Annotated in this window: 18 protein-coding genes and 1 pseudogene; 6 read left to right on the plus strand and 13 right to left on the minus strand. The window is 43.2% G+C overall.

The features are described 5' to 3' along the window. Positions 1-11: 11 nt before the first annotated feature. Positions 12-209, plus strand: a pseudogene (locus BDE27_RS20590) (IS1 family transposase); the annotation flags it as partial. 130 nt (positions 210-339) lie between these two features. On the opposite strand, the gene lpxM reads toward BDE27_RS20590, so the two are convergent. From lpxM to znuA, 3 genes are all read right to left on the minus strand, one after another. Next, positions 340-1,308 (minus strand): lauroyl-Kdo(2)-lipid IV(A) myristoyltransferase, encoded by a 969-nt coding sequence (gene lpxM, locus BDE27_RS07360; RefSeq protein WP_099132247.1) that lies wholly within the window; start codon positions 1,306-1,308, stop codon positions 340-342. 123 nt (positions 1,309-1,431) lie between these two features. Then, positions 1,432-2,745, minus strand: coding sequence for a murein DD-endopeptidase MepM (gene mepM, locus BDE27_RS07365; protein WP_099132248.1), 1,314 nt, complete (start codon positions 2,743-2,745; stop codon positions 1,432-1,434). 20 nt (positions 2,746-2,765) lie between these two features. After that, complete coding sequence (znuA, locus tag BDE27_RS07370; protein ID WP_099132318.1) at positions 2,766-3,725, minus strand: zinc ABC transporter substrate-binding protein ZnuA; 960 nt, start codon at positions 3,723-3,725, stop codon at positions 2,766-2,768. A gap of 52 nt (positions 3,726-3,777) precedes the next feature. Between znuA and znuC the strand changes: the two genes are divergently transcribed. Next, positions 3,778-4,560: a zinc ABC transporter ATP-binding protein ZnuC gene (znuC, locus tag BDE27_RS07375; protein WP_099132249.1), complete on the plus strand. Its 783-nt coding sequence runs from the start codon at positions 3,778-3,780 to the stop codon at positions 4,558-4,560. Next, positions 4,557-5,342 carry a zinc ABC transporter permease subunit ZnuB gene (znuB, locus tag BDE27_RS07380; RefSeq protein ID WP_099132250.1) on the plus strand — a complete coding sequence of 262 codons (786 nt, stop codon included), beginning with the start codon at positions 4,557-4,559 and terminating at the stop codon, positions 5,340-5,342. Before znuC ends, znuB begins: the two co-directional genes overlap by 4 nt. A 233-nt stretch (positions 5,343-5,575) precedes the next feature. On the opposite strand, the gene ruvB is transcribed toward znuB, so the two are convergent. The 8 genes from ruvB to BDE27_RS20170 all read right to left on the minus strand — a co-directional run bounded on the left by ruvB (position 5,576) and on the right by BDE27_RS20170 (position 12,607). Further along, entirely contained in the window at positions 5,576-6,583 is a 1,008-nt protein-coding gene (gene ruvB, locus BDE27_RS07385; protein ID WP_099132251.1) for a Holliday junction branch migration DNA helicase RuvB, read from the minus strand. A 16-nt stretch (positions 6,584-6,599) separates the two neighbouring features. Then, the gene (gene ruvA / locus BDE27_RS07390) at positions 6,600-7,217 is read right to left on the minus strand and encodes a Holliday junction branch migration protein RuvA (protein ID WP_099132252.1); all 618 of its coding nucleotides are present in this window, start codon (positions 7,215-7,217) and stop codon (positions 6,600-6,602) included. A 78-nt stretch (positions 7,218-7,295) separates the two neighbouring features. After that, on the minus strand, positions 7,296-7,817 hold the full coding sequence (gene ruvC / locus BDE27_RS07395) for a crossover junction endodeoxyribonuclease RuvC (RefSeq protein ID WP_099132253.1): 522 nt from the start codon (positions 7,815-7,817) through the stop codon (positions 7,296-7,298). Between the two features lie 119 nt (positions 7,818-7,936). Next, entirely contained in the window at positions 7,937-8,680 is a 744-nt protein-coding gene (locus BDE27_RS07400; RefSeq protein ID WP_099132254.1) for a YebC/PmpR family DNA-binding transcriptional regulator, read from the minus strand. A gap of 30 nt (positions 8,681-8,710) precedes the next feature. Continuing rightward, positions 8,711-9,145 carry a dihydroneopterin triphosphate diphosphatase gene (gene nudB / locus BDE27_RS07405; protein WP_099132255.1) on the minus strand — a complete coding sequence of 145 codons (435 nt, stop codon included), beginning with the start codon at positions 9,143-9,145 and terminating at the stop codon, positions 8,711-8,713. Then, complete coding sequence (aspS, locus tag BDE27_RS07410; RefSeq protein WP_099132256.1) at positions 9,145-10,914, minus strand: aspartate--tRNA ligase; 1,770 nt, start codon at positions 10,912-10,914, stop codon at positions 9,145-9,147. The genes nudB and aspS overlap by 1 nt, the downstream gene beginning before the upstream one ends. Positions 10,915-11,413: 499 nt before the next feature. Then, a complete protein-coding gene (locus BDE27_RS07415; RefSeq protein ID WP_099132257.1) occupies positions 11,414-11,992 on the minus strand; it encodes a hypothetical protein in 579 nt (192 codons plus the stop codon). Between the two features lie 483 nt (positions 11,993-12,475). Further along, positions 12,476-12,607: a hypothetical protein gene (locus tag BDE27_RS20170; protein ID WP_255430612.1), complete on the minus strand. Its 132-nt coding sequence runs from the start codon at positions 12,605-12,607 to the stop codon at positions 12,476-12,478. Positions 12,608-12,968: 361 nt separating this feature from the next. Between BDE27_RS20170 and BDE27_RS07420 the strand changes: the two genes are divergently transcribed. The 3 genes from BDE27_RS07420 (at position 12,969) to cmoB (ending at position 15,329) form a co-directional block, all read left to right on the plus strand. Beyond that, positions 12,969-13,367: an MAPEG family protein gene (locus BDE27_RS07420; protein ID WP_099132258.1), complete on the plus strand. Its 399-nt coding sequence runs from the start codon at positions 12,969-12,971 to the stop codon at positions 13,365-13,367. Positions 13,368-13,575: 208 nt separating this feature from the next. Beyond that, the gene (cmoA, locus tag BDE27_RS07425) at positions 13,576-14,361 is read left to right on the plus strand and encodes a carboxy-S-adenosyl-L-methionine synthase CmoA (RefSeq protein WP_099132259.1); all 786 of its coding nucleotides are present in this window, start codon (positions 13,576-13,578) and stop codon (positions 14,359-14,361) included. After that, positions 14,358-15,329, plus strand: a complete 972-nt coding sequence (cmoB, locus tag BDE27_RS07430; protein WP_099132260.1) for a tRNA 5-methoxyuridine(34)/uridine 5-oxyacetic acid(34) synthase CmoB — start codon at positions 14,358-14,360, stop codon at positions 15,327-15,329. The genes cmoA and cmoB overlap by 4 nt, the downstream gene beginning before the upstream one ends. Before the next feature lie 102 nt (positions 15,330-15,431). On the opposite strand, the gene cutC is transcribed toward cmoB, so the two are convergent. Together cutC and BDE27_RS07440 are read right to left on the minus strand one after the other, a co-directional pair. Then, on the minus strand, positions 15,432-16,184 hold the full coding sequence (cutC, locus tag BDE27_RS07435; RefSeq protein WP_099132261.1) for a copper homeostasis protein CutC: 753 nt from the start codon (positions 16,182-16,184) through the stop codon (positions 15,432-15,434). A gap of 110 nt (positions 16,185-16,294) precedes the next feature. After that, positions 16,295-16,849 carry a VOC family protein gene (locus tag BDE27_RS07440; RefSeq protein ID WP_099132262.1) on the minus strand — a complete coding sequence of 185 codons (555 nt, stop codon included), beginning with the start codon at positions 16,847-16,849 and terminating at the stop codon, positions 16,295-16,297. Positions 16,850-17,022 lie beyond the last annotated feature (173 nt).

Here is a 17,022-nt window from a genome sequence, read left to right on the forward strand (position 1 = left end):
AGCTCGATTATTCTTACCGTGCCTATAATTTACTGCCTTCAGCCAACCATCTGGTTGGAAAATATTTTACTCAACGTATCGAACGCGAAAACTTAACCTTGCGTAACCGAATAAAGCGCCTGAACCGTAAAACACTCGGTTATTCAAAATCCCCTGAAATGCATAACAAAATCATTGGCACTTTCATTGAACGTGAATATTATGTTTGAGGGTGATCAACGCTTTGAATACATGACCGGATAATTTAGTACTACCCCCTAATTAGAAGGCAATTATTTATTAGGGGGGATATAAGTTAATTCATAGAGTGAATTCAATGGTTATATGTTGTCTTTTCAATTATAGGTCCTCTCTTTTATAAGGCTCAATATCCCCTGCTTTCCGCGTCTTAAGTAATTTTAAGATCCAAGTGTATTGTTCAGGATTCGGCTTCACCAATTCTTCCAATTCCTCATTCATCCGACGAGCAATATAAGTATCATCCTGTCCTACAATATCCTCCATTGGTGGGCGGATATAAATGTGCAACTGATGGGTTTGGCAATTATAAACTGGAAATAACGGAACAATGGCCGCGCGGCAAACTTTCATTAAACGCCCAAGTGCAGGCAAAGTAGCCTTATAAGTGGCAAAAAAATCGACGAATTCGCTATGCTCTTCGCCATGATCCTGATCAGGCAAATAATATCCCCAAAAGCCTTCACGCACTGTAGAGATAAAAGGTTTAATTCCCGCATCACGGGAATGCAAACGACCACTAAAGTGACAGCGCGCCTTGTTCCATAAGTAATCAGACACGGGATTGCTTTGGTGGTGAAACATGGCTGACATTTTTTGTCCACGTGCCGCCAACAACATTGCGGGAATATCAACAGACCAGCCATGTGGAACCATAAAAATGACATTCTTGCCTTGTGCCTTTAAAGCCTGAATAATGTCTTCGCCATGCCATTGGGTTCGTTCAAGTGTCGATTTTGCTCCCCTGAGACAAAGCTCCGCCAGCATAACAAACGATTGAGGAGCGGTAGCAAACATGCGATCAATCAGCTCTTCGTGCTGTTGTTCCGTTAACTCAGGGAAGCAGTAAATTAAATTGATTTTCGCCCTGCGACGAGCACTTTTCGCTGTTCTTCCCGCCCAAATACCTATCTTGGCTAGGAATGGATCACGCCATTTTACAGGGACATAAGACAATCCTGCCAATATACCCACGCCGGCCCAAAGCCCCCAATAACGGGGATGTAAATAAGCTCGATGAAACCGAGGGACATATCCCAATTTACTATCTGTATCTTTTTCTTTATTCATGAGCTAACTCTGATGATCCCAATATTTGCTCTCAAGGCGAAAGTTTACAACAAAAAATAAGATAAAAGCGGATGATAGTAATCATCCGCTTTTATCTCTGTCAATAATAGGAGGTTGATGCACTTAATCTAGCAACAATTGAGGCTTAGTCTCTTGAACCATTGCTACATATTCTGCACGCTCTTTACCACCTAGCCCACCAGAACGCGGTAATTTTGCAGTGAGCGGGTTAACCGGCCTCTGGTTATCCCAGAATTCAAAGTGCAAGTGTGGGCCTGTTGAACGCCCCGTATTCCCTGATAGCGCAATACGTTCACCCCGTTTCACTTTCTGACCCGGTTTTACCAGTATTTTCCTCAAGTGCATGTATCGAGTTGTATATTGACGACCGTGCCGAATGGCAATGAAATTACCGGCTGCACCATCAAATTTGGCGACAACAACTTCACCATCACCTACTGCCAAAACGGGCGTTCCTACTGGCATAGCAAAATCAACCCCTTTGTGTGCTGTAATTCTGCCGGTTACCGGATTTAAGCGATGTGGATTGAAAGAAGAAGATACTCTAAACTGTTTAGTTGTGGGGAAACGCAGGAAACCACGCTCAAGACCGGAAGCATTGCTGTCGTAAAAACGACCATCATTGGCCCGGAAGGCATAATAATCGTTGCCACCACTCTGTAAGCGAACACCTAACAATTGACTCTGTTCACTTTTCCCATCAAGCAGTTCACGGGACATCAGCACAGAAAAACGATCGCCTTTACGCAATTTGCGGAAATCTATCTGCCATTGCAACGCTTTTGTCACTTCTCTGGCTTCGCTGCTTGTTAATCCAGCAATCAGGGCACTACTATTAAAACTGCCATCAACTGTACCTGTAATGACACTATTTTTCCATTCTCCCTTCTGGAACTCTTGCGTTTCGTTAAAAATATCCCCTTCGCGAGTATAAACGCGAGTTTCACGACGTGATATATCCCAAGTCAGTGTTTTTAAATTCCCATTATCGTCAGTAATCCACGATAATGACTGACCAATACCTAAATTACGCAACGACTTATATTGATTTGCTAACAAAGCAACATCAGAGGAATCAATTCCGAACTGAGTTAAAATCGAGCTCAGGGTATCACCACTGGAGACAACATATTGGTGCGGAACATTTACTGCTGTATCAACAGAACTGCCATCATCATCCCCAATGCCCTCATTGGGGAGTTGTTCATTAGCATCCCCAGCGACATCATCCGTTGCTTCTGGAATGCTATTGGGGGTACTAATAATACTACCTGTCCGTTCTTCTCGTTCATGGTAAACAACAGGCCGCCATATCGCGATAGCCAAAGTAACCAGCGTTAAAGATCCAAGCATGATCTTGTGTGGTTTGGGCAGGTTGTTGTATACCAGAACGATAGTTTTAGCTATCTGCTGCACTAATAAAATTCCTTACTGTACTAATTCAGGCAGCTCGCGTATTGTTTTGATAGCTGAGTTATAAATTTCATGTAGCTATCTTTATCCAATACGATACCACTCCCTAAAGGGTCAAGTATTCCAATACGTACATCCGTACCTTTTGCTACGGCATGAATAACGGCTGGCTTAAATTGAGGTTCAGCAAAAATACACCTTGCTTTCTGCTCAACCAATTGTGTTCGTATTTTGTGTAACCTCTGCGCACCAGGTTGTATTTCAGGATTGACCGTAAAAACACCTAGCGGAGCCAATTGGTAGTGTTTTTCAAAATAACCATAGGCGTCATGAAAAACAAAATAACCCTGCTTTTGTGCAGGCTTTAAAACATAAGTAATATTCTTATCAGTTTGTGCAAGCTGTCCATTGAATTTACGTAGGTTTACTTCTAATTGCTGTTTTTGTTGAGGATATTGTTCAATAAGCTGATCATATATTGCCTGAGCGACTTTTTCCGCAATCTCTGGAGAAAGCCAAATATGCATATTATATTCACCGTGATGATGATGTTCGTGATCTTCCTCATGTTTATGCTGATATGATTCAGCATCAGGATCATTACCATCTTCACTATTCTTCAATAATAGTGGCTTAATAGTAGATAATTCAGTCAGTGACAGTTGCTTATTCCGTTCAATTTTAGCTATCGGTTTCGCCAGAAAGGTTTCCATATCTGGGCCAATCCAAACAACCAAATCGGCTTGATTAATTTTCTGTACATCCAGAGGCCGTAACGCATAATCATGTGGAGAAGCACCATCGGGTAAAAGCACTTGAGTCTTTGTTACACCATCAGCAATGGCAGCAGCAATAAAACCCAATGGCCGAATGGATGTGACAACATCTGCCTGCGCAGAGCCATTCACTCCTGCCACTAACACAGTAGCTAATGCGATTTTATGAAAAAATTTATGCGCGTATTTCTGTGAGTTGTGTAACATAATATGAATATTCCATGCAGAAAATTTAATTATGTTATAATATAACATTTCAATGATTCTGCAAGACACTTTTGACTCACCAACTATGATTACCTTAAAAAATATTACGGTTGAATTTAGTAACCGCAAGGTATTAAACAATATTTCGTTCAATCTCAAGCAAGGGAAAATTCTGACGCTGATCGGCCCAAACGGTGCGGGAAAATCAACTCTGGTTCGCGTCGTTCTTGGTTTAGTCCAACCTACTTCGGGCACTATTGAACAGAACTCCGCGTTGAGAATTGGTTATGTTCCGCAAAAACTTAACCTTGATCCCACTCTGCCCCTGACTGTTAAGCGTTTTATGCTGCTAAGGCCCAATGTGAAACCAGCAGATATCATGCCGGTATTAAATCGGGTCAAGGCTGCTCACTTATTGGAGCAACCAATGCAAAAACTGTCTGGTGGAGAAACTCAGCGAGTACTACTCGCCAGGGCTTTACTGAACCACCCCCAGCTTTTGGTTCTTGATGAACCAACACAAGGCGTAGATGTCAATGGTCAACTGGCGCTTTATGACTTAATCAACCAAATCAGAACAGAGCTTAATTGCGCTGTACTTATGGTATCCCATGACCTGCACTTAGTAATGGCGAAAACAGACGAAGTTTTATGCCTCAATCAGCACATTTGTTGTTCTGGCACACCGGAAGTGGTGTCAATGCATCCAGAGTTTATTGCAATGTTTGGGCATCATGGCGCAGAGCAACTGGCAGTTTACCGCCATCACCACAATCATCAACATGATCTTAGAGGGAAAATTATTTTGAAAAATGTTGGGGAATCACGTCGATGATTGAATTATTACTTCCTGGCTGGCTTGCCGGTATTTTTTTGGCAATTGCCGCAGGACCTCTTGGTTCTTTTGTCGTTTGGCGCAGAATGTCCTATTTTGGCGATACACTGGCACACGCATCACTGCTCGGTGTTGCATTCGGTTTCTCACTGAATGTGAATCCATTTTATGCGGTTATTGCGGTTACACTTATCTTGGCCACTATTTTAGTTTGGTTGGAAAAACGCCCGCAATTGGCAGTTGATACATTATTAGGCATTCTGGCTCACAGTGCCTTGTCGTTGGGCTTAGTCGTCGTTAGTTTTATGACCAGTGTAAGAGTCGATCTAATGGCTTATTTATTCGGCGATTTATTGTCTGTGACTTATGAAGATCTCTGGTTGATTGCGGCCGGTGTCGCGATTGTTACTGGATTACTGACATGGCAATGGCGCACCCTGCTATCAATGACCGTTAGCCAGGATCTGGCTTTTGTTGATGGCATTAAAATTCAACGTCTGCGTATCCTGCTGATGTTAGTGACAGCATTAACTATTGGGCTGGCAATGAAATTCGTCGGGGCGTTAATTATCACCTCCCTGCTGATTATCCCTGCCGCTACCTCCCGTCGTTTCTCCCGCACACCTGAACAAATGGCCGTTTTTGCAATTATTGTCGGTATGCTTTCTGTTACGGGAGGATTAACATTATCGGCGTTTTATAACACACCGGCAGGGCCTTCCGTTGTGCTTTGTTCGGCAGTGTTATTTGCATTGAGTTTAACGTTCAAGGCAAGAAACTGATTTTCTCCCCTTCACCTGTCAATCTGCTGCTTGTTAGCGACAACTCCAATACAACACAAGGGTTATAATTTAAATAAGTTATAACCCTTCATACTTATCCATAGGTCAAGCATAATAAGGCGTGCTCTGCCATAAGTATTTGCCTAAAAGGAAAATATATTGAATTTCTTTACAAGATAATAGATACACCCAGCTCCTGGTAATTAACCCGAGCTGGTATGTCAGGATGGTTATTATTCGTCTTCCTTACTCAATCCAAAATGCCGGTAAGCATGATGGGTTGCAATACGCCCGCGTGGGGTTCGTTGAATAAATCCTTGCTGGATCAGGAAAGGTTCCAGCACATCTTCGATAGTTTCTCGTTCTTCACCAATCGCCGCTGCCAAGTTATCCAAGCCAACGGGGCCGCCCATAAATTTATCAATAATGGCAATCAGCAATTTACGATCAAGATAATCAAATCCGGCCGAATCTACATTCAGCATATCCAGAGCTTGAGATGCAATATTGATATCAACTGTGCCATTACCTTTCACCTGGGCAAAATCACGCACACGACGTAATAATCGATTAGTAATACGGGGAGTACCACGGGAACGCATCGCGATTTGTCTTGCACCATCATCCGAGATGTCTAATCCCATATAACGTGCACTACGGGAAACGATGCTTTGCAAATCATCAACATTGTAAAATTCAAGGCGCTGTACGATACCAAATCGATCACGTAATGGTGAAGTTAAAGAACCTGCACGAGTGGTCGCACCAATCAAAGTAAATGGGGGGAGATCAATCTTGATGGAGCGGGCGGCTGGCCCTTCGCCAATCATGATATCCAGTTGATAATCTTCCATTGCCGGATAAAGTATCTCTTCCACAATCGGCGATAAACGGTGGATTTCATCAATAAACAGTACATCATGCGGTTCCAGATTAGTGAGCATAGCGGCAAGATCCCCTGCCTTTTCCAATACTGGCCCCGATGTGGTACGAAGATTAACGCCCATTTCATTTGCAACAATATTTGCCAGCGTGGTCTTACCTAATCCAGGGGGACCAAAAATCAATAAGTGATCCAGTGCATCACCACGCTGACGTGCCGCCTGGATAAAAATTTCCATCTGCTCACAAACATGAGGTTGCCCAACATATTCAGACAGAAATTTCGGCCGGATAGCACGATCAATGGCTTCATCATCTTGCAGAACGCCTGCTGAAACTAGACGGTCAGCTTCAATCATCACTTAACTCCTGTGATTACAGAGCCGCACGAAGCGCTTCTCGAATAAGGGTTTCACAATCAGCACCTGGCTTAGCAACTTTGCTTACCATTCGGCTTGCTTCCTGTGGTTTATATCCCAGCGAAACCAGTGCCGCTGCGGCTTCTGCCTCAATATCAGCAGCAGAATTCGCTTGTTTGCTGACAGCCGGCAAATTAACATCACTACTTTGGTTAAATAGATCGCCATTAAGCCCCTTAAAGCGATCTTTCATCTCTACGACCAACCTTTCAGCCGTTTTTTTGCCAACACCCGGCAATTTAACCAATGAAGCAATAGCTTCTTGTTCTATAGCGGTAACGAATTGCTGGGCAGACATACCCGAAAGGATTGCCAGCGCTAATTTAGGCCCAACACCATTGACCTTAATCAGTTCACGGAAAAGCGCCCGCTCTTGTTTATCATTAAAACCGTATAATAGCTGAGCATCTTCACGTACAATAAATTGTGTAAATAAGATAGCTTCCTGACCAATTTCAGGCAGTTCATAAAAACAGGTCATTGGCATATGAACTTCATAACCGACACCATGAGTTTCCAATAAAACCAACGGTGGCTGTTTTTCCAACACGGTTCCTCTCAAACGCCCTATCACTGTTTACCCCCTGAAAATAAAATAAATCGTTCCGCTAGCTTATAGCACAAAAAAAACTGGACGTATATCCAGCATCAACTATTTCAGGCGACCTCGCGTTAAATTTAACCGCGCATCACCTACCCGAAGCAAGTTTTGGCTGAGATGACAATGTGTAATAGCAATAGCCAACGCATCAGCGGCGTCAGCCTGCGGATTAGCAGACAATTTCAACATCGAACGTACCATGTGCTGAATCTGGCTTTTTTCAGCCGCACCTGTACCGACCACCGTCTGTTTAACCTGCCGGGCGGCATATTCAAATACCGGTATGGATTGGTTAGAGGCCGCGACAATGGCCACACCACGCGCCTGCCCTAATTTCAAGGCTGAGTCCGCATTTTTCGCCATGAACACTTGCTCTATTGCAAAAACATTGGGCTGGAATTGGGTGATGATTTCAGTAATTCCGGCGTAGATCTTCTGCAAACGACCGGGTAAATCATCTACTTTTGTCCGAATACAACCGCTACCGAGATAGATAAGTTGCCGTCCCTGCTGGCGAATAACGCCATATCCCGTGACTCTAGAGCCAGGGTCAATACCAAGAATAATCGCCATATCGAATTATTCACTTAAATTCCGCCTAAATCGGCTCGCCTGAGATATGGGATAGAAACGTTAGAGAAAGTGCCCTGATTTAAGGAACACTTTCTCTACGCTGTGAACCCTAATGCTAATTACAGCAGTGCTGCAACCTCATCAGAGATTTCACCATTATGATAAACTTCTTGCACATCATCAGAATCTTCAAGCATATCGATCAGACGAAGTAATTTAGGCGCAGTTTCTGCATCCAGTTCCGCTTTCGTAGATGGGATCATAGAAACTTCCGCAGAATCTGCCTTGAAACCTGCTGCATCCAATGCATCTTTAACATTTCCGAAAGACTCTGGAGTAGTATAGACGTCAATTGCACCATCATCATAAGTTTCAACATCGTCAGCACCCGCTTCCAACGCTGCTTCCATCACCGCATCTTCGTCCAAGCCTGGTGCGTAGGAAATAACCCCTTTCTTGGTGAACAGATAAGAAACAGAGCCATCAGTTCCCAGGTTACCACCTGCTTTGGTGAACGCATGACGAACTTCAGAAACAGTACGGTTACGATTATCACTCAAGCATTCAACCATTACTGCTGTACCGCCAGGGCCGTAGCCTTCATAAATAATGGTTTCCATGTTATCTGTTTCGTCGTTACCAACACCACGGGCAATTGCGCGATTCAACGTATCACGGGTCATGTTGTTGGACAGCGCTTTATCGACGGCAGCGCGCAAACGTGGGTTGGAATCTGGATCACCACCACCCAGTCGAGCAGCCGTGACCAATTCACGGATAATTTTTGTAAAAATCTTACCGCGTTTGGCATCCTGTGCAGCTTTGCGGTGTTTCGTATTGGCCCATTTACTATGACCTGCCATGTAAATATCTCCGATAAAACGTCTTGTAGACTAAATTACAAATTCTTCAATTGCTTGCCGATTGCTCCACGACTTCGTCAGTTTGGCCGCTTCTTCCGCAGCCAACCATTGATAAGCCAGATGTTCAGTCAGCAAAATCTCTCGCTCCTCAGGTAACGCCAGAGAGAACCAATGTTCTTTATTCCGCGTTATCCCCGGGGCATATCGATGTCGTAGGTGCGAGAAAATCTCATAATAAAGACAGCGTTGACAATCTTTCAGTTCAAGATTTTCATTGATAATATCAATGCCTACCTCTTCCTGTACTTCACGTAACGCCGCCTCCCACGGTTTTTCGTCCTTTTCAAGGCTACCTGTCACAGATTGCCAAAATTCAGGATCGTCCCGTCGCTGTAGCATCAGCACCCTTTTACTGTTAACGGCGTAAATCATAACCAGTACAGATTCAGGGCGCTTATAAGCCATTATTCGTTCTCTTTTTTAACGACTGAAATAGCCAGTTCTTCCAACGCCGCTGAATTCGCCGGGCTTGGTGCATCAGTCATCAAACATGCCGCTGCCGTTGTTTTCGGGAAAGCGATCACATCACGAATATTATCTGTATCAGTCAGCAACATGACGAGGCGATCCAAGCCGAAAGCCAAACCTGCATGTGGCGGTGTACCGTATTTCAGAGCGTTCAGCAAGAAACCAAATTTCTCCTGCTGTTCCTCCTCGTTAATACCCAGAATGCGGAATACAGACTGCTGCATTTCATTGCGATGGATACGGACAGAACCACCACCTACTTCATAGCCATTGATAACCATGTCATAAGCGTTCGCAATAGCAGATTCTGGATTACTTTCCAACTCAGCCGCCGACATGTCACGCGGAGAAGTAAATGGATGATGCATTGCCGTCAAGCCACCTTCTCCGTTTTCTTCAAACATAGGGAAATCAATAACCCACAGCGGTTTCCAACTTGCCAAATCTGTGATATTCAAGTCACGACCCAGTTTCAGGCGCAGTGCTCCCATCGCGTCAGTAACAATGTTTTTCTTATCAGCACCAAAGAACAGGATATCACCATCCTGAGCATTAGTACGGGACAACAGGCCCTCAACTACCTCCGCAGACAGGAACTTAGCAATCGGGCTTTGTACCCCTTCCAGGCCAGCAGCACGGTTGTTAACTTTCATCCATGCCAAACCCTTCGCACCATAGATGCCAACAAATTTACCGTACTCATCAATTTGCTTGCGGCTTAGCTCTGACCCGCCAGGAACGCGAATAGCCGCAACACGGCCTTTTGGATTGTTTGCTGGTTCTGCAAAAACAGAGAATTCCACGTCTTTAACCAGATCGGCAATATCCATCAATTCCAGAGGGTTACGCAAATCTGGTTTATCTGAACCAAAGCGGCGCATGGCTTCTTCGAATGTCATAATTGGGAAGCTGCCCAAATCGACACCTTTCACATCCAGCCACAGTTCACGGATCATTTTTTCCATGATCTCGCGAACTTGTTCAGCGGTCATAAACGAGGTTTCAACGTCGATCTGAGTAAATTCTGGCTGACGATCGGCACGTAAATCTTCATCGCGGAAGCACTTCACAATCTGGTAATAACGGTCGAAGCCAGACATCATCAACAACTGTTTGAAAAGCTGCGGAGACTGCGGCAGTGCATAAAATTCACCTTTATGCACACGGCTTGGCACTAAATAGTCACGCGCACCTTCTGGTGTTGCCTTAGTCAGCATTGGTGTTTCAACATCAATGAAACCCGCAGTATCCATAAAACGACGCACAAAACTGGTGATCTTCGCACGGGTTTTCAGGCGCTGTGACATTTCCGTGCGACGCAGATCAAGATAGCGGTATTTCAGACGCTGTTCTTCGCTGTTATTCTGGTTGCTGTCCAGAGGCAATGGCTCCGAGCGGTTGAAAACCATCAGGCTTTCTGCGAAAACTTCAATTTCGCCGGTTGCCATATCTTTATTGATTTGGTTATCAGGGCGCGCACGCACAATCCCTGTAATTTGAATACAAAATTCATTACGCAGTTCAGAAGCCTGAGCAAAGACCTCTTTCTGATCTGGGTCAAAAAATACCTGAACGATACCCTCGCGATCTCGCATATCAATAAAGATCAAGCCACCTAAATCACGGCGACGATTTACCCACCCACAAAGAGTCACTTTCTGGCCTTCATGGGCCAGGTTCAACTGCCCACAATAATTAGTACGCATACAATATCCTTTTACTCAGCTCGTTATGCTTTCTGCTGCGGAAATTTTGGCATTGTTTTTAGGAAGAGTGTTATATTTGATATAATCCAATTAAAACATGTAATTAAATAAAACACACACTTGATAAAATAACAAATGTACACCAGTATGTACAAACAGAAAACATGCTCACTATAGCATATAGCAATGGATTTTACGCTCGTTAGATAGGGAAAGTATAGGGTCATAGGGTGAGGATAAGGATGAGAAGGAAAGCTGGTCACTATGGGCAGAGATCTGCCCTTTAACATCTAGGAATCACCTAAAGAATTCTCCGATTTGAAATCGGGAAATCACCCCAGAGGAGGGCTTGAATCTAAGCTGTCCAATAAATTTAGCGTAACCTATTGATTTTTTAATTCCCGCTCAGGAACGGAATCCAGTCAAATCAAGGGGTTAAAAGAGGAGGATTCTCCTCTTTAGATAGCCTCAACTCCCCTGAAAAAACAGATAATTACATTCAAAGTTTGGTATTTTCTTTCTCTTCAAAAACGATATTTATCCTATCAGTCTCAAAACCGCCCACATGTTGTGTATTCCCCATAGAACAATTATTCAGATCTGGACAATAATTATAACAATTCTGATCTGGGCACGTTGCATTTATAATAAAGTCTTTGCATGTGCTCGTAACTGCCGTATGCCATTGAGGAGCAACAGGTATTGTCCAATAGAGAGTGACACTCCATTGCAATAAACAAGCGTTAAGATCCAGGCTGGCCGGATCATTTTTCGTACTCACCGCCCAAATTATTTTTTTCTGCCTCCCCACACACGTCGTGCTGGAGTTAATATCCTGAACGGGTATATCCAGCTTTGAGGATTGGCCAAGCTTGAAATTTAATGGACCCGGTTTAGCTATACACGAGTCATTTATTCTGGAAAAATAATAAACATTATCAGCAATTGGTTTAAGAGGTACATTAAGGCTTTTAGATGACTTCTGACTCATAAAGCTTATATTATAATCCTGCCAAGCCAACGCTGGCTGTATGATTAAAGATAAAATTGTTAAAACGGTACTAAATAAAAGTTTCATATCGCCCCTCCCTTCTCATGAAATCACTCAAAATAACTCGGCAATATTTTTGCTTCGTTATTACTTCACCGTGAATGGAGTACTGAAATGATAATCGCTAATATCATATAGGTTATTCACCTATCCGCTTTAGTATAAGTAAGCAGCCTTAATGACCATAACTCAAAATCCAACAGACTATTAAGGTTGTTCAACCGGCAACTTTCTGCGAGTTTAGAGACGCGGTGAAACTCAGATACAAAAATGCCACCAGCCCGTGTCCGTTGGGTACGCGATGAGAACGGCTAGCAGCATGGATTATTTCTGTAACCACTCAAGGGAACGGGCACAGAAATATTTCATTTAGTTTCAGATGGTAACCAATTGTTAAGCATTATTCGCTTGTTATTGGGCGAAAATGGGTTTATAGGTTTTCGTATTGTTGCTGTAATGTTGCATTAATGTTAATTAAGCGAAATATGGGGAATAATAAAATGAAAAAATTCATTCTGCTTTGCCTGTTGGCAAGCACAACTCTTTTAGCTTCAATGCAAACTTATGCCATAATGTGCTCGGTGTTTCCTCCAGATAGCCCAGAATGGCAAAAGTGTGTAAGTCAGTGCGCAGTATACCCACAGATACTAAGCCCAATCTGTTTATAATAAAATCTAAAATCGAGGAGGACGGCGCATTCCTGCCCCCCCAATATCATTTGCTCTGGGATGGCAATTTGTCATTTTCTATTTCCCGTATCGCCCGTTTATCCAGATTGCACTGTTCAATGACCGTCAGTAACTGCTCATTCAAAATGAGTCACTATATACTGGAAATTCTGACCGGAGATAACGCCATAACACCGTTCTTGACAAGACAATTTTTTGCTATCCACTAACATTCATAGAATTTATGATTAAATACTATGATTTATAGCGACAGTTTTCTTTTTGCGGTTTATTATCATTTGGCCGTTTTTTGGTTAGGCAATTGGAGTTAAAAAATGGTTAGCTCGCTTTATATCGTACTGGGCGCACTACTGTTAATTAAGCTGTCTCTGGATGTAGTCAAATTAAGAACGCAATATCGGGTCGCTTATGGTGATGGCGGTTTTTATGAATTGCAAATAGCCATTCGGGTTCATGGTAATGCAGTTGAATACATTCCAATTTCAATGTTGTTATTGATTGTGATGGAGATGAATGGAGCACCCGTTTGGATGCTGCATATTTGTGGATTGGTATTACTATCAGGCAGAATACTACACTACTTTGGCTTGCGTCATCGAGAAATGCGCTGGCGACGTATGGGCATGGCAGCAACCTATATCTCAATGATAATCATGATTCTCAACAACATCTACTATTTACCGTGGGAACAGATCTTTTCTCTCTATACATAATCTATTCCCTATATGAATAGTTCCCCACATCTTCTGCATATTTTGCGTTGTAGCTCGATGGCAAAAACGTTGTAAGCATAGTGATTAGAGTCATCCCGGGGCGGTGTGTTGCCGCCTGAGGATCTATCTATTGATTATCTCCCTTTCTGCCTTTTCCTGCATTCTGTTAGAATAACCGCTTCTTATTGTTTCCAAAATCAATGCTGTTATGTCAAATCAAGAATCTCATAATCAACGGGATAGCCTGTTCTCTGCCCCAATTGCCAATTTAGGTGACTGGAATTTCGATGAACGGGTTGCAGAAGTCTTTCCTGATATGGTGAAACGCTCAATTCCCGGTTATTCCAATATCATTTCCATGATAGGTATGCTGGCAGAACGTTTTGTAACGCCAAATAGTCAAATTTATGATCTCGGTTGTTCCCTTGGTGCAGCCACGTTATCAATCCGCCGTGCTATTAGCGCCGAAAATAATAGTGTCAATCCCCATACAGAGGGTTGCCATATTATTGCCGTCGATAACTCACCGGCAATGATCGAGCGCTGCCGCCGCCATATTGACTCTTTCAAAGCCAACATCCCCGTTGAAGTCATCGAACAGGATATTCTTGATACCGACATTCAAAATGCATCAATGGTCATTTTGAATTTCACATTACAATTCCTGCATCCTGATGATCGCCAGAAAATGCTGGATAAAATCTATGCCGGTTTAAAACCTGGAGGCGTTTTGGTGCTCTCGGAAAAATTCAATTTTGAAGATGAGCAGATTGGCGAGTTGCTATTCAACATGCACTATGATTTCAAGCGAGCCAATGGTTACAGCGAACTGGAGATCAGCCAAAAACGCAGTATGCTGGAAAATGTCATGCGGACAGATCCTGTTGAAACTCACAAATCACGTCTCAAACAAGCAGGATTCCAGCACGTTGAAGTCTGGTTCCAATGTTTTAACTTTGGCTCATTATTAGCAATAAAAGGAGCTGAACAATGATTGATTTCAGTAACTTTTATCAATTAATCGCCAAAAACCACTTAAGTCACTGGTTGGAATGCCTGCCTGCACAATTAAGCCATTGGCAACAAGCCTCATTGCATGGTCAGTTCAGTTCATGGATAAAAATTCTGGAAAACCTGCCTGAAATTAACCCCACCCAGCTTGATCTGAAAAATGGTGTCATTGCGAACCATGAACCAAAGCTAGCAAACGGTGAAAAAGCCCGTATTCAAAATATCCTAAAGCTATTGATGCCGTGGCGTAAGGGACCTTTTTCACTGTACGGCGTGGAGATTGATACCGAGTGGCGTTCTGACTGGAAATGGGATCGCGTCCTTCCCCATATTTCTTCTTTAGAAGGCAGAACCGTTCTTGATGTCGGCTGTGGCAGTGGTTACCACATGTGGCGGATGGTGGGTGAAGGTGCTCATTTAGTTGTAGGTATTGACCCAACCCAGCTTTTCCTATGCCAATTTGAAGCTATCAGAAAATTACTGGGCAATGACCAACGCGCCCATCTTCTGCCTTTAGGCATTGAACAATTACCAGAACTACAAGCCTTTGATACAGTGTTTTCAATGGGCGTGCTTTATCATCGCCGTTCACCTCTCGATCATCTATGGCAACTGAAAAACCAGTTAGTTTCCTGCGGTGAATTAGTTTTGGAGAGCTTGGTTATTGAAGGTGACGAACATCAATGCCTTATTCCAGGTGAACGTTATGCACAAATGCGGAATGTCTACTTTATTCCGTCTGCCAAGATGCTAAAAGTTTGGTTAGAAAAATGTGGTTTTATTGATGTCCGAATCGTTGATCAGGCGGTCACAACACTGGATGAACAACGCCGGACAGAATGGATGAAGACTGAATCGCTGATCGATTTTCTTGAGCCAAACGATCATAGTAAAACGATAGAAGGCTACCCAGCACCACTGCGGGCTGTCCTTATTGCCCGCAAACCATAATCTTTCTTTTTTATCTTTTAGGTTGCTTTTTGCTGGCTGATTACCCCAGTTACATAGTCAATGATGTCACTGGGGATTCAGATGAAACACATACAGAGTATTTTAGTTTGTCCGTTGAACCAAACTAATCACTCCCTTCATCGACTCAACTAACTGCCCATCAACACAATGGTAAGCATATTCATCTACACCACTGTCGTCAGAACTCATTGTCACGCCTGCTTTTCGATATTTCATGGCAGAAGGCACGATCTTACCTGCTGAACTGTGAACTTCTGTTATTCCAATTTCCAGAAATTTACAGATATTACTCATTCTGACACCCGCCCCAGGCATAATAATCGGCCCCTGGCTGGCCTGTAACAATTCTTTTAACAAAGGTAATCCTAACTCAGCACTTTGTTGCTGGCCCGAAGTTAAAATACGCTGCACACCGAGCTCTGTCAGTTGCTCCAACGCAACATGTGGATTGAAACACATATCAAAGGCACGATGAAAAGTGACTTCCATATTCCCTGATAATGACATCAATTGCCTCATGCGAAGCCGATCGATATGACCTTCTTCGTTTAACACACCAAAAACGATACCAGGAAATCCCATATCACGGATACGAGCAACATCATTTTTCATCACTTCGAAATCGGTATTGCTGTAACAGAAGTCTCCCCCTCTTGGCCGTACAATGGGATGCACAGGAATTGATAAACGCTGTAATGCGTGCTGCAATGTCCCGAAACTCGGTGTTACCCCGCCTTCCGACGGACTTGCACACAATTCAATGCGATCTGCGCCCGTCTGTTGTGCAACCAAAGCACAGCTTATGCTATAACAGCAAATTTCTAGTTTTATCATTCAAAGCTCTCCCTCGAAATAGTTCATTCAAATATGGCGCACTACAACGAGCCTATCGCCACACTGAATTGCAGCACTACGATAAAGATCACAAAAAGAACACTATTCATTTACAACTCACTTTTGATGATCTCTTTGAGAGAAAAAGGGTGAAATTTGATTGTAATTTCACCCTTCGTCACCGCTAACGTTGGGTTTGGTAACCTTTCATTATCCCCTTTTGGATGACTCTCTTTTGTGATAAAAACAATGGGTAGCGGATAAGGCAGTAATTTATAGGCTTCGTGTATCAGTTGTTCTGGTGGCACAGGCAGGACAAATTCGACATGCTCCCAACCTTCGTGCAAATATTGCTTTTTACCCGGATAAGGTAACTCGACACAATCAATTTGCCAGCCAAGTAAGGTGATTGGCTGGCTTAACTCAAATAAGCTGATTGGCCGGCCATTGATCCAGCTTTCAGACAACAATTGACCACATTGCAGAAAACCTTGACGCCAGCGATCAGCGATTGAAATATCATTACAACGCAGGGAAATATGATCCGCTGCATATTGCGTAAGTTCCAAGCCAAGATATTCACCAAACTGCTTTAACTTTTGCTCAAACTGATATAAATCAGTCACCAAATCCTGTAATTCAGAAATTGTTGAAAAGTGTGTCATCTTTCCCCCAGCAAAAAACTATCGCCTGAAAGGCGAGCTGAAAACAAAAAGTCATACCGCAAGCGGCGGCTGATGGTAGCATGCAGGATGCTGAATATGGTATAAAACCTGTTATTTTGTCTAACCCACACGCTTGAAAGTATTTGCACAGTTCAAATGCAGGGCTTTTGTGC

The sequence above is a fragment of the Xenorhabdus ehlersii genome, from assembly GCF_003610465.1.
GTDB classification, from domain to species: domain Bacteria; phylum Pseudomonadota; class Gammaproteobacteria; order Enterobacterales; family Enterobacteriaceae; genus Xenorhabdus; species Xenorhabdus ehlersii.